The organism is Mesorhizobium sp. DxT (assembly GCF_058448885.1).
This window is the reverse complement of sequence record NZ_JBZFLJ010000011.1, coordinates 64602-77162: the sequence shown is the minus strand read 5'-3', so window position 1 is coordinate 77162 and position 12561 is coordinate 64602. Positions and strand designations below refer to the sequence as shown.

Annotated in this window: 11 protein-coding genes and 1 riboswitch; of the genes, 6 read left to right on the top strand and 5 right to left on the bottom strand. The window is 64.5% G+C overall.

The annotated features are described in order from the left end of the window. Together ACVJNE_RS19485 and ACVJNE_RS19480 are read right to left on the bottom strand one after the other, a co-directional pair. Entirely contained in the window at positions 1 to 909 is a 909-nt protein-coding gene (locus tag ACVJNE_RS19485; RefSeq protein WP_499568270.1) for a pseudouridine-5'-phosphate glycosidase, read from the bottom strand. 23 nt (positions 910 to 932) lie between these two features. Further along, positions 933 to 1874, bottom strand: coding sequence for a carbohydrate kinase family protein (locus ACVJNE_RS19480; RefSeq protein WP_499568268.1), 942 nt, complete (start codon positions 1872 to 1874; stop codon positions 933 to 935). A 291-nt stretch (positions 1875 to 2165) separates the two neighbouring features. Between ACVJNE_RS19480 and recA the strand changes: the two genes are divergently transcribed. Together recA and alaS are read left to right on the top strand one after the other, a co-directional pair. Beyond that, complete coding sequence (gene recA, locus ACVJNE_RS19475; RefSeq protein ID WP_499568267.1) at positions 2166 to 3263, top strand: recombinase RecA; 1098 nt, start codon at positions 2166 to 2168, stop codon at positions 3261 to 3263. 182 nt (positions 3264 to 3445) lie between these two features. Beyond that, entirely contained in the window at positions 3446 to 6109 is a 2664-nt protein-coding gene (gene alaS / locus ACVJNE_RS19470; RefSeq protein WP_499568265.1) for an alanine--tRNA ligase, read from the top strand. Between the two features lie 261 nt (positions 6110 to 6370). On the opposite strand, the gene ACVJNE_RS19465 is transcribed toward alaS, so the two are convergent. Further along, on the bottom strand, positions 6371 to 7009 hold the full coding sequence (locus ACVJNE_RS19465; protein WP_499568263.1) for a glutathione S-transferase family protein: 639 nt from the start codon (positions 7007 to 7009) through the stop codon (positions 6371 to 6373). Positions 7010 to 7014: 5 nt separating this feature from the next. Further along, the gene (locus ACVJNE_RS19460) at positions 7015 to 8229 is read right to left on the bottom strand and encodes an NADP-dependent isocitrate dehydrogenase (RefSeq protein ID WP_499568262.1); all 1215 of its coding nucleotides are present in this window, start codon (positions 8227 to 8229) and stop codon (positions 7015 to 7017) included. Between the two features lie 143 nt (positions 8230 to 8372). On the opposite strand from ACVJNE_RS19460, the gene ACVJNE_RS19455 reads away from it, so the two are divergent. The 3 genes from ACVJNE_RS19455 to murI are packed head-to-tail and all read left to right on the top strand — an operon-like array spanning position 8373 to position 10992. Next, a complete protein-coding gene (locus tag ACVJNE_RS19455; protein ID WP_499568260.1) occupies positions 8373 to 9266 on the top strand; it encodes an alpha/beta fold hydrolase in 894 nt (297 codons plus the stop codon). 60 nt (positions 9267 to 9326) lie between these two features. Then, entirely contained in the window at positions 9327 to 10187 is an 861-nt protein-coding gene (locus ACVJNE_RS19450; RefSeq protein ID WP_499568258.1) for an RNA methyltransferase, read from the top strand. After that, the gene (murI, locus tag ACVJNE_RS19445; RefSeq protein ID WP_499568256.1) at positions 10180 to 10992 is read left to right on the top strand and encodes a glutamate racemase; all 813 of its coding nucleotides are present in this window, start codon (positions 10180 to 10182) and stop codon (positions 10990 to 10992) included. Before ACVJNE_RS19450 ends, murI begins: the two co-directional genes overlap by 8 nt. Here murI and ACVJNE_RS19440 read toward each other — a convergent pair. Then, the gene (locus ACVJNE_RS19440) at positions 10965 to 11429 is read right to left on the bottom strand and encodes a 6,7-dimethyl-8-ribityllumazine synthase (RefSeq protein ID WP_499568488.1); all 465 of its coding nucleotides are present in this window, start codon (positions 11427 to 11429) and stop codon (positions 10965 to 10967) included. The two genes, murI and ACVJNE_RS19440, sit on opposite strands and share 28 nt — an antisense overlap. A gap of 82 nt (positions 11430 to 11511) precedes the next feature. Beyond that, positions 11512 to 11656: riboswitch (FMN riboswitch) on the bottom strand. Between the two features lie 266 nt (positions 11657 to 11922). On the opposite strand from ACVJNE_RS19440, the gene rpsD reads away from it, so the two are divergent. Then, a complete protein-coding gene (gene rpsD / locus ACVJNE_RS19435) occupies positions 11923 to 12540 on the top strand; it encodes a 30S ribosomal protein S4 (RefSeq protein ID WP_173191654.1) in 618 nt (205 codons plus the stop codon). Positions 12541 to 12561 lie beyond the last annotated feature (21 nt).

Below are 12561 nucleotides of genomic sequence, written 5' to 3'. Positions count from 1 at the left end.
CTAGAGGGCCTTCGCGATACGGGCGGCCAGGCGGGCGTTGTTCTCGACCAGCGCGATGTTGGTCGCAAGGCTCGCGCCGTCCGTCAGGTCCAGCATTCGCGACAGAAGATAGGGCGTCACTGCCTTGCCGGTGACGCCCTTTTTATCGAGCTCGGCCTGGGCCGCAGCAATGTGGACCGCCATGACATCGGCCAGGATTTCGGCGTCCGCCGGCACAGGATTGGCGATCAGCATGCCGCCGCCGATGCCGAGCTCGGCCCGCGTGCGCTGGAAACGCGCGATCGCTTCCGCACTGTCCAGCCGCAGCGGTGCGGCAAAGGGCGAGGTGCGCGACCAGAAGGCCGGCATCACGTCTGTGCCGTAGCCCACCACAGGTACGCCCCGCGTCTCCAGCACCTCCAGCGTCTTTTCGATGTCGAGGATCGCCTTGGCGCCGGCGGAAACCACGATGACGGGCGTACGCGAGAGCTCATCGAGATCGGCCGAAATGTCGAAGCTCTTTTCGGCTCCCTTGTGCACGCCACCGATGCCGCCTGTGGCGAACACGGAAATGCCGGCCATGTGTGCCGCGATCATGGTTGCCGCAACCGTCGTGCCGCCGGTGCGACCCTCGGCGACCGCGAAGGCCAGATCGGCGCGCGACAGTTTCAGCGCGCCCTGTGTCTGGGCGAGCGCTTCGCGTTCGGTTGCCGACAGGCCTATCTTCAGGCGTCCGTCCACCACCGCGATGGTTGCCGGGGTCGCGCCTTCCTCGCGGATGATCTCTTCCACCCGAGCCGCCATGGCATTGTTCTGTGGCCAGGGCATGCCGTGGGTGATGATGGTGCTTTCAAGCGCCACCACGGCGCCACCACCGGCGAGCGCTGCGGCAACCTCGGGGGCGACATCGATATGTTCGGGGGTCGGCATGCGGGTCTCCTTGTTCGAGGCGCTCATGCCACGAGGGCAGGGTGGCCGACAAGCGCAAGTGCGGCCTCGAATGCCTCGTTGTCGTAATCCGCCACCACCTGCGATGCCTCGACTGTCAGCCGGGCAGCGGCCATGCCGTGGCGAAGCGCTTCGGCGAAGCCGAGGCCGCACATCAGGTGGGCCACCGTCACGCCGGCGATCGCGTCACCGGCGCCGGTGACGTCGGCTACGAAGCGTGCCGGGGAGGGGGCGATGGTGAAAATGCCGCCGGCGTCGAACGCCGTCAGTGGTGCGCTGCCGGACGTGATGACTGCACGCGCGAGACCTTTGCCGCGCAAGACGCGCGCCGCCTCGACAACATCCGCGCCGCTCCCGAGATCCGCAAGCGTGCGCGCCTCGTTGGCATTCATGAACAGGCAGGAGAGCCGGGCCAGAACGCCGACGAAGCGCCCGACCTTGGCAGGCGAGATGCCGATTGCAAAAACCGGCAGGCTGCCGGCCTGATTGACCAGCGCCTCGGCCGCCGTTGCCGGCATGTTGGCCTCGCACAAGACGGCATCCGCACCTGCCACCGCATTGCGCACCTTGCTGCGGCGGACCTGTTTCGGAAAGCCGATATCGTAGAGGCTCATGTCGGCGAAGCCCGCGATCAGTTCGCCTTCGGCATCGATCAGTGCGGTGTAGCTCGGCGTCGTCCTGTCGAGGAAGATTGCCGACAGATCCTCCACCGAAGCTTCGGTGATGGCGCGGGCGACGGCGTCTGCGGCCACGTCGCCGCCGCGCAGCGACAGGATCGAACCGTCCACGCCGTGGCGGACGGCATTGCGCAAGGCGTTGAAGGCGCCGCCGCCGACTTCCTCGCTCATTGTCCCGGGATTGGACGACGCAGGTACGTAGGCGCCGGCAAGTCGGCCGCGGCGGTCGATGTGAGCCGCTCCGGCGGCGAAGAGTCTGGGGCGGGTCATGATTGGAGACATGTTGGATCGAAGAGCCGCGACACTAGGAGGCGCGCGTCATCCCGGCAAGCGGGATCGGGCGAATCGGACCATGCAAGAAGCCCGGCACCGGCAGCGAAATATCTTTGGCAATGTAAAAGGCTGCCAAGAGCAGAGGGATTGGACAAAAATGGAACATATTCAGAAAATCATTTCATTTCAATAATTTGATACCCCTTGCCAAGCGTGAACAAAAAAGGTACAAAAATTTCAGGGACACCGGACTGACCGGCTTCGCTCAAGACCAAGGGGTAAGGTATCATGGCTCAAAATTCATTGCGGCTTGTTGAGGACGGTTCGGTGGACAAATCAAAGGCTCTGGATGCAGCGCTCTCGCAGATCGAGCGCGCGTTCGGCAAGGGTTCGATCATGCGGCTCGGTGCGAACGAGCAGGTGGTCGAGATCGAAACGGTGTCGACCGGCTCGCTGGGGCTCGACATCGCGCTTGGCGTGGGCGGACTGCCCAAGGGGCGCATCATCGAGATTTACGGGCCGGAAAGCTCCGGCAAGACCACGATGGCGCTGCACACGGTGGCCGAAGCGCAGAAGAAGGGCGGCATCTGCGCCTTTGTCGACGCCGAGCATGCACTCGACCCGGTCTATGCACGGAAGCTGGGCGTGGACCTCGAGAATCTGCTGATCTCGCAGCCTGACACTGGCGAGCAGGCGCTGGAAATCTGCGACACGCTGGTACGCTCCGGCGCGATCGATGTGCTCGTGGTGGACTCGGTCGCAGCATTGACGCCGCGCGCCGAAATCGAGGGCGAGATGGGCGATTCGCTGCCTGGCCTGCAGGCTCGCCTGATGAGCCAGGCGCTGCGCAAGCTGACTGCTTCGATCTCGCGCTCCAACACGATGGTCATCTTCATCAACCAGATCCGCATGAAGATCGGCGTCATGTTCGGCTCGCCCGAGACCACGACCGGCGGCAACGCGCTCAAGTTCTATGCCTCGGTGCGTCTCGATATCCGCCGCATCGGCGCGGTGAAGGATCGTGACGAGGTGGTCGGCAACCAGACCCGTGTCAAGGTGGTCAAGAACAAGCTGGCGCCGCCCTTCAAGCAGGTCGAATTCGACATCATGTATGGAGAGGGCGTGTCGAAGACCGGCGAGCTGATCGACCTTGGCGTCAAGGCCGGCATCGTCGAGAAGTCGGGCGCCTGGTTCTCCTACAATTCGCAGCGCCTGGGTCAAGGCCGGGAGAACGCCAAGCAGTTTCTGCGCGACAACCCCGACACGGCGGTCGAGATCGAACTGTCGCTGCGCCAGAATGCAGGGCTGATCGCCGAGAAGTTCCTGGATAATGGCGGCCCCGGCGACCAGGACGGTGGCGACATCGAAGAGGCTTCGGGCATGTAGGCCGCCACGCGCCATCCTGTTTCTGTTACCGCAACCGCCGGCAGACCCTGCCGGCGGTTGTTTCGTTGTCGGGGGCTGGTCCGTGCGGGATTTCTGGACAGTCGGATTCGGCAGCGCTAAAAGCCAAACCACATCCGATCCAAGGCCGCGGCGGGTTGCGGCCCCTTCACGAAGGCATGAGCATGAGTGGCGTCAACGACATCCGGTCGACCTTTCTCGACTATTTCCGGAAGAACGGACACGAGGTGGTGGCATCATCGCCGCTCGTGCCGCGCAACGACCCGACGCTGATGTTCACGAATGCCGGCATGGTGCAGTTCAAGAACGTCTTTACCGGGCTGGAGTCTCGGCCCTATTCGCGCGCCACGACGGCGCAGAAGAGCGTGCGCGCCGGCGGCAAGCACAATGATCTCGACAATGTGGGCTATACCGCGCGGCATCTCACATTCTTCGAGATGCTCGGCAATTTCTCGTTCGGCGACTATTTCAAGGAACAGGCCATCGAGCTTGCCTGGAACCTGATCACCAAGGATTTCGGGCTGTCGAAGGACAAGCTGCTGGTCACGGTCTATCACACCGACGAGGAAGCGGCCGACCACTGGAAGAAGATCGCCGGCTTTTCCGACGACCGCATCATTCGTATCGCCACCAGCGACAATTTCTGGGCGATGGGGGATACCGGCCCGTGCGGCCCGTGCTCGGAAATCTTCATCGACCGGGGCGAACATATCTGGGGCGGCCCGCCCGGATCGCCTGAGGAAGACGGCGACCGCTTCCTCGAGTTCTGGAACCTGGTCTTCATGCAGTTCGACCAGCCGGAGCCCGGCGTACAGGTGCCGCTGCCGCGCCCGTCGATCGACACGGGCATGGGGCTGGAGCGGATGGCGTCGATCCTTCAGGGGGTCGATAGCGTTTTCGAGACGGACCTTTTCAAGGGGCTCATCGAGGCAACGGCATCGGTGCTGGGCAAGCGGCCCGAGACCGGCAACGTCGCATCGTACCGCGTGATCGCCGATCACCTGCGTTCGTCGTGCTTCCTGATCGCCGACGGCGTGCTGCCTTCGAACGAGGGGCGCGGCTATGTGGTGCGCCGCATCATGCGCCGCGCCATGCGCCACGCGCAGCTCCTCGGCGCGTCCGACCCGCTGATGTACCGGCTGGTGCCGGCGCTGGTGCGCGAGATGGGCAGCGCCTATCCAGAGCTGGTGCGCGGCGAAGCGCTGATTACCGAAACGCTCAAGCTGGAGGAAACGCGCTTCCGCAAGACGCTGGCGCGCGGCCTCGGGCTTCTGGCTGATGCCACGGAAACGCTTGGCGCAGGCGACCGGCTCGACGGCGAGACGGCCTTCAAGCTCTACGACACCTATGGTTTCCCGCTCGACCTGACGCAGGACGCGCTGCGCCAGCGCGATATCGCTGTCGATACCGCTGGCTTCGATGCCGCGATGGAACGCCAGAAGGCGGAGGCGCGGGCGAGCTGGGCCGGTTCGGGCGAAGCGGCGACCGAGACGATCTGGTTTGGCGTGCGCGACCGCGTCGGGGCAACTGAATTCCTCGGCTACGACACCGAAACGGCTGAAGGCGTCGTGACCGCACTGGTCAAGGACGGGCAGGAGGTGGACTCGGTGCCTGCCGGTGAGGAGGTTGCCATCGTCGTCAACCAGACGCCGTTCTATGGCGAATCCGGCGGCCAGGTGGGCGATACCGGCACGATGACCGGCGAAGGCTTCTCGATCGAGATCACCGACACCCAGAAGAAGGGTGACGGCGTTTTCGTTCATTCCGGGCGGGTCGTTGCTGGCACCGTCGCCAAGGGCACGTCGGTCGAGATGAAGGTCGACCATGCGCGCCGCACGAAGATCCGCGCCAACCATTCGGCAACCCATCTCGTGCACGAGGCGCTGCGCGAGGTGCTGGGCACCCATGTGGCGCAGAAGGGCTCGCTTGTCGCGCCCGACAGGCTGCGCTTCGATTTCTCGCATCCCAAGCCGATTTCGGCCGCGGAGCTGGAGCGCATCGAGACCTACGCCAACGAAATCGTGCTGCAGAATGCGCCGGTGACGACGCGGCTGATGGCCGTCGATGACGCGATCGCGGAGGGCGCCATGGCGCTGTTCGGCGAGAAATACGGTGACGAGGTGCGCGTCGTGCGGATGGGCACGGCACTCCATGGCGACAAGGCGAGCAAGCCCTATTCGGTCGAGCTCTGCGGCGGCACCCATGTTTCGGCAACCGGCGATATCGGCATCGTGCGGCTGGTGTCGGAAGGTGCGGTCGCATCGGGCGTGCGCCGCATCGAAGCGCTGACGGGCGAGGCCGCGCGCCTGCACCTAGACGAACAGGACCGGCGGCTCAAGGCAGCGGCAGCGGCGCTCAAGGTCGCGCCGGCCGACGTGGTTTCGCGTCTCGAAGCTGTCCTCGACGAGCGTCGCAAGATGGAGCGGGAACTGGCCGATGCGCGCAAGAAGCTGGCGCTTGGCGGCGGGTCCGCTGCAGGCGGCGGCAATGAGGGCGAAAGTGTGGGCGGCGTCGGTTTCCTTGGCCGCGTCGTTTCCGGCGTTTCGCCCAGGGACCTGAAGCCGCTCGCCGACGAGGGCAAGAAGTCGCTGGGCTCCGGCGTCGTGGTCTTCGTCGGCACCTCGGACGATGGCAAGGCCAGCGTCGTGGTCGGCGTCACCGACGATTTGACCGGCCGGTTCTCTGCTGTCGACCTGGTGCGCCAGGCCTCCGCCGCGATCGGGGGGCAGGGCGGTGGCGGCCGTCCCGACATGGCGCAGGCCGGCGGCCCCGACGGCAATCGCGCGGACGACGCGATCCAAGCGGTCAGGGCGGTGCTCGCCGCCTGAGGCCGACTCCATCCGGCAAGGGACGTACCGTCCGCATGTTTTGGTGCGTCCTTCGAGGCTCGCTTCGCTCGCACCTCAGGATGAGGGATGTCGTGCATCCCCGGTAAGCTCAAGGGCTCGAAGGCTGGTCTGTTGCCTGCATCGAGCCCTCTGCGTAATGGGCTCGATCAACCCACCTTCCTCATCCTGAGGTGCGAGCGAAGCGAGCCTCGAAGGACGCACCTCGTCGGCACAGGTAGTCGGCAAAGCTGCCGCCGATGATCAGCTGGTGGGCTCAGTTGCAGTGAAGCTGGGCAGCTCTGATACGGCCTCCCACCACCGGGCGAGCTGCGGAAAGCGCGTCAGCATCTGCCGGCCTTCCGGGGCCTTGAGGAAACAGGCAAAGATAGGCGCGGCATGGAGGTCGGCGAGCGTCAATCTCTCGCCGAGAAGGAACGGGCCGGGCCGCTTCAATCCGTCGAGCGCGGCGAGGCAGGTTTCGGCAACCGGCAGGGCCGCAGCGATCCTGCCTTCGTCGGACGGCGTTCCCTCGCGCGGGCGGCTCACCCGCTCGACATAGATGTTCCAGACCAGTGTCCGGTAGGCGTAGGAATCGAGCAGGCCGACGATCTGGTTCATCGCTGCGCGGGCGCGCGGATCGTCGGGTTGAAGCGACTGCCCTTGGAACGCCTCGTCGATATAGCGCGCAATCGCAGCCGTTTCGTAGAGAACGAGGCCGTCGTGCTCGAAGGCCGGAATGCGGCCGAAGGGATTGATTGCAAGATACCAGGAGGGCAGGCCCTCCGCCGAAAAGACGTCGACCGGAATGAGTTCGTGGTCGACGTTCTTTTCAATCAGGGCGAGCCGGGCGATGCGCACATAGACGCTGTAGTCGGCGCCATAGAGCTTCGCCCGGCCCATCTGTCTCAGGCAGCCATCGCCTTCTGGAGGTTCTCGTCGATCTTGTCGAGGAAGCCGGTTGTCGACAGCCACGGCTGATCGGCGCCGATCAGCAGCGCGAGATCCTTGGTCATGAAGCCGGATTCGACCGTCTGGATGCAGACCTGCTCGAGCGTGTCGGCGAAGCGCTTGAGTTCGTCATTGCCGTCGAGCTTGGCGCGGTGAGCGAGGCCACGGGTCCAGGCGAAGATCGAGGCGATCGAGTTGGTCGAGGTCTCCTCGCCCTTCTGGTGCTGGCGGTAGTGGCGGGTAACGGTGCCGTGGGCAGCCTCGGCCTCCACGGTCTTGCCGTCCGGCGTCATCAGCACCGAGGTCATCAGGCCGAGCGAGCCGAAGCCCTGCGCGACCGTATCGGACTGGACGTCGCCGTCGTAGTTCTTGCAGGCCCAGATGTAGCCGCCGGACCACTTGAGGCTTGCAGCCACCATGTCGTCGATCAGGCGGTGCTCGTACCAGATCTTCTTTTCCTTGAAGGCGGCCTCGAACTCCTGCTCGTAGATCTCCTGGAAGATGTCCTTGAAGCGGCCGTCATAGACCTTGAGGATGGTATTCTTGGTCGACAGATAGACCGGCCAGCCGCGCAACAGGCCGTAGTTCAGCGATGCGCGGGCGAAATCGCGGATCGATTCGTCGAGGTTGTACATGCCCATGGCGATGCCGGCTGCCGGCGCTTCGAACACTTCGTGCTCGATGACCTGGCCATCCTCGCCGACGAACTTCATGGTCAGCTTGCCCTTGCCGGGGAACTTGAAGTCGGTCGCGCGGTACTGGTCGCCATAGGCGTGACGGCCGACGACGATCGGCTTGGTCCAGCCGGGGACGAGGCGCGGCACGTTCTTGCAGATGATTGGCTCGCGGAAGATGACGCCGCCGAGGATGTTGCGGATGGTGCCGTTCGGCGAGCGCCACATCTTCTTGAGGCCGAATTCCTCGACGCGTGCCTCGTCGGGCGTGATGGTGGCGCACTTGACGCCGACGCCGTGCTTCTTGATGGCGTTGGCCGCGTCGATCGTCACCTGGTCGTCGGTGGCGTCGCGGTTTTCCATGCCCAGATCGTAATATTCGAGATCAAGGTCGAGATAGGGGTGGATCAGCTTGTCCTTGATGAACTGCCAGATGATGCGGGTCATCTCGTCGCCGTCGAGCTCGACGACCGGATTTTCCACCTTGATCTTCGCCATAGGAAATGCCTCGTTTCTGGGAGAGGGGACGGAACGTCCCGCAGGTTTCGAACTGGAAATGCGGCCCCTATAACATCGGGCGGCGGGAAGGCAAAGCCATGCGGCGGATCGAATGCGGTCCGCGCGCCATGTGGAGGAAACGAATGGAATTCCGCTTCCTGCAACACGAAGCCGGTGCCGTCTCGCTCAACGTGGCGATGGCGGGTGAGCCGGACGCGCCGCTGGTGATCTGCCTGCATGGCTTTCCCGAATACTGGGCGGCCTGGGCCGACGTCATGGCTGCGCTGGCCGATGATTTTTGCGTGGCGGCACCCGATCAGCGCGGCTTCAACCTTTCATCGAAACCGGAAGGCGTCGAGCGCTATCGCGTGAAGCATATGGTCGGCGATCTCGCCTCGCTTGCAGACAGGCTTTCGCCGGATCGACCCTTCGTGCTTGCCGGCCATGACTGGGGTGCATCGGTCGCCTATGCCTATGCGATGGCCCATCCGAACCGCGTTTCGCATCTGGTGATCGCCAATGGCGTGCATCCGGTCTGCTTTCAGCGTGCGTTGCTGGAGGACGAGGCCCAGCGGCAGGCCAGCCAGTATATCCATCGGCTGCGGGCCGAAGACGCGGAGGCGCTTCTGTCGCAGGACGATTTTCGCCGATTGATCCGCATGGTCGAGGGATTTTCCGCGGCCGATTTCTTCGATGATGCGATGAAGGCGGCCTATCGCGAAACCTGGCGACAGCCGGGCGCGCTCACCGGCATGCTGAACTGGTATCGCGCGTCACCCCTCGTCGTGCCGACGCCCGGCGAGACGACCGGCCAGGCGATGATCCTGGATATGCCGGAGGATCAATTCGCGGTGCCGATGCCGCATCTGGTGCTGTGGGGCGAGGCAGATCAGGCGTTGCTTCCGGCCTGTCTCGAAGGGCTCGATCGCTTTGCGCCGCGATTGACCGTTCAGCGGATTGCCGGCGCAAGCCATTGGGTGCTGCACGAGAAGCCGGACACGGTGGCGGACGCGATGCGGCGGTTCATCCTTGGCTGAGCCCGTTCCGTTTTCCGTCAAACTGTGCCACTGGAGCAGGCTTTCAAGCCGGGGAGAATAATGGCAGGCACCGCGCGCGAGAAACAGTTGATCCAGGAAGGGCCGGCGATCGTGCTCGTCGAGCCGCAGCTCGGCGAGAATATCGGCATGGTTGCGCGCGCGATGGCCAATTTCGGTCTGGCGGAGCTGCGCATCGTCAATCCGCGCGATGGCTGGCCCAGCGAGAAGGCGCGTGCGGCCGCATCCAAGGCCGACCACGTGATCGACGGCGTGAGCGTGTTTGCGTCGCTGCCGGAGGCCATTGCCGACCTGAACTATGTGATCGCCACCACGGCGCGGGAACGCGACGGCTTCAAGCCGGTGCGCGGACCGGTCGAGGCCGGCCGGATCCTGCGCGAACGTTTCGTGGGCGGCCAGAAGACCGGCATCCTGTTCGGGCGGGAGCGGTTCGGGCTTTACAACGACGAAGTCGGCCTTGCGGACGAGATCGTGACGTTTCCGGTGAATCCAGCCTTCGCGTCGCTCAACATCGCGCAGGCGGTGTTGCTGATGTCCTATGAATGGATGAAGTCCGGTCTGGAGAGCGAGACGCAGACCGCGTTCGAGGGGCCGCGCATGGAGCCTGCACCCAAGGCTTCGCTTCAAGGGTTTTTGGATCATCTGGAAGAGGCGCTATCGGTGCGCGGTTATTTCCGTCCGCCGACCAAGAAGCCGAAGATGGTCGACAATCTGCGCGCGGTTCTGACACGCCCCGGCTTTGCCGAGGCCGAGATCAAGGTGCTGCGCGGCGTGATCTCCTCGCTCGACTATTTCTCGCCGAAGGAGCCGCGGGGCGCGGCCTATCCGGAGCGCAAGGCGACGGTCGACGCCAAGACCCATGCAGCCCCGGCTGAGAAAACCGGAGAGCGTGACCGTGAGTGATCGCCCGGTCCTGTTGTTCGATTCGGGTGTCGGAGGGCTGACGGTGCTGCGCGAGGCGCGGGTGCTGATGCCGGACCGCCGCTTCGTCTATGTCGCCGACGATGCCGGTTTTCCCTATGGCGACTGGGAAGAGGCCGCGCTTCGGGCGCGGATCGTCGAACTGTTTTCGAGGTTGATTGCCGAGCACGATCCGGAAATCGCAGTGATCGCCTGCAACACGGCCTCCACACTGGTGCTTGCCGACCTGCGGGCGGCATTCCCCGATACGCCGTTTGTCGGCACCGTTCCGGCGATCAAGCCGGCAGCGGAGCGGACCCGCTCCGGGCTGGTCTCGGTGCTCGCAACGCCGGGCACGGTCAAGCGCCAGTACACCCGCGACCTCATCCATGAATGGGCAGCCAAATGCCATGTCCGGCTGGTCGGCAGCGTCCGGCTCGCCGCCTTGGCCGAGACTTATATGCGCGAGGGTTTTGTCGACGAGGAGGCCGTGCGTGCCGAAATCGACCCTTGCTTCATGGAGGAGGGCGGCAGGCGCACGGATATCGTCGTGCTGGCCTGCACGCACTATCCCTTTCTCGTCAATCGCATGCGCAAGACGGCGCCGTGGCCGGTCGACTGGATCGATCCGGCCGAGGCCATTGCCCGCCGCGCCCTGTCGCTGCTCGCACGGGATGGACGGCCGCGCCGGGACGCTTTGCCGGAGCAGCCGGACGTTGCCGTCTTCACCTCGCAGTCTCCGGCGCCGTCCGTCGTGAAGCTGGTGCGAGGCTTCGGGCTTCAGGCGGCGACATCCTCCACCGTCTGACCCTGAGCGGCCAGCGCTGCGCGGGTGCTGCCGATCATCAAGGCCGCCCGGGCCGCCTCGCGACCCTTCTCGACGAAGTGCGCGCGGTAGATTTGCCGATGGTGATCGGTCTCCTGATACTGATGCGGGGTCAGCGACACCGAAAGGACCGGCACGCCGGTGTCCATGCCGGCGCGCATCAAACCGTCGACGACGGCCTGCGCAACGAATTCATGGCGGTAGATGCCGCCGTCGACAACGAAAGCGGCCGCCGCGACCGCCCCGTAGCGTCCACTGGCGGCAAGGTCTCGCGCCAGCAGCGGCATTTCGAAGGCGCCGGGCACGTCGAACACGTCTACCTGCTCGGCGGGGACGAGTTCGCAGAAACCTTCCAGCGCACGCTCGACAATATCGGCGTGCCAGTTGGCTTTGATGAAGGCATAGCGGGTGGGTGTCATCATGATCTCCTTTGGCAAACAGACACGTCACCCAAGGCGATCACGAACGGCGGCGACCACGCGCATTGCGCCAACCGCAGCCGTGCGTTCTCTTTCATCCGGACTATGACCGTCGGCCCAGGCATCTCACCTGATCTGCTGACCCTTCCTTGTGGAAGGCGCTCGCGGGCTCGCGGCAATTGCCGCATACCGCCGGTGGGGATTTCCACCCCGCCCTGAGAACGGTAAAAGTCTAGGATCGCCGGCCGCGAACTGCAATCGCGAAATGCTCGATTGCGCCACGCGCGCGGCGCGTTGACAAACAACCGGCTTTGCCATATCCCACCGCCAGCGCCGGGCAGCAATGTCCGGCGGTTCACTGACGTGTCCCGTGGGCATCTCCGCAAAGCGTGCGTGGGGTGCCCTGTCAGGCTCCGAAAAAGGGGGCCAGAGGAGGGCGCGTTTCCTTGATCCGATGTGTGAGCATCGGGTCGCAACTTTTTGAGGAAATGCGATGAGCAAGCGCGAATCCGCCAAGTACAAACTCGATCGCCGCATGGGCGAGAACATCTGGGGCCGCCCGAAGTCCCCGGTCAACCGTCGTGAATACGGCCCCGGCCAGCACGGCCAGCGCCGCAAGGGCAAGATGTCCGACTTCGGCCTGCAGCTCCGCGCCAAGCAGAAGCTGAAGGGCCATTACGGCGACATCTCCGAAAAGCAGTTCCGCAAGACCTACGAGGAAGCCGACCGCCGCAAGGGCGATACGCCGGACAACCTCATCGGCCTGCTCGAATCGCGCCTGGACGCGGTCGTCTACCGCGCCAAGTTCGTGCCGACGATCTTCGCGGCGCGCCAGTTCGTCAACCACGGCCACGTCAACGTCAACGGCCGCCGGGTGAACATCGGTTCCTACCGCTGCAAGCCGGGCGACGTGATCGAGGTGCGCGAGAAGTCGAAGCAGCTCGTCATCGTGCTGGAGTCGGTTCAGCTCGCAGAGCGCGACGTGCCAGACTACATCGAGGTCGACCACAACAAGATGGTCGCAACCTTCAATCGCGTGCCGGGCCTGGCCGACGTGCCGTTCGCGGTGCAGATGGAACCCAACCTCGTCGTCGAGTTCTATTCCCGCTAAGCGTCCCTCAAGCGAAGGACA

What these genes read in the sequence shown, in the direction of transcription:
- ACVJNE_RS19465 (WP_499568263.1), bottom strand. Translation starts at nt 7,009, where the DNA reads ATGGGCCGGGCGAAGCTCTATGGCGCCGACTACAGCGTCTATGTGCGC.
- ACVJNE_RS19460 (WP_499568262.1), bottom strand. Translation starts at nt 8,229, where the DNA reads ATGGCGAAGATCAAGGTGGAAAATCCGGTCGTCGAGCTCGACGGCGAC.
- ACVJNE_RS19485 (WP_499568270.1), bottom strand. Translation starts at nt 909, where the DNA reads ATGCCGACCCCCGAACATATCGATGTCGCCCCCGAGGTTGCCGCAGCG.
- ACVJNE_RS19450 (WP_499568258.1), top strand. Translation starts at nt 9,327, where the DNA reads ATGGCAGGCACCGCGCGCGAGAAACAGTTGATCCAGGAAGGGCCGGCG.
- ACVJNE_RS19480 (WP_499568268.1), bottom strand. Translation starts at nt 1,874, where the DNA reads ATGACCCGCCCCAGACTCTTCGCCGCCGGAGCGGCTCACATCGACCGC.
- ACVJNE_RS19455 (WP_499568260.1), top strand. Translation starts at nt 8,373, where the DNA reads ATGGAATTCCGCTTCCTGCAACACGAAGCCGGTGCCGTCTCGCTCAAC.
- ACVJNE_RS19440 (WP_499568488.1), bottom strand. Translation starts at nt 11,429, where the DNA reads ATGACACCCACCCGCTATGCCTTCATCAAAGCCAACTGGCACGCCGAT.
- alaS (WP_499568265.1), top strand. Translation starts at nt 3,446, where the DNA reads ATGAGTGGCGTCAACGACATCCGGTCGACCTTTCTCGACTATTTCCGG.
- rpsD (WP_173191654.1), top strand. Translation starts at nt 11,923, where the DNA reads ATGAGCAAGCGCGAATCCGCCAAGTACAAACTCGATCGCCGCATGGGC.
- recA (WP_499568267.1), top strand. Translation starts at nt 2,166, where the DNA reads ATGGCTCAAAATTCATTGCGGCTTGTTGAGGACGGTTCGGTGGACAAA.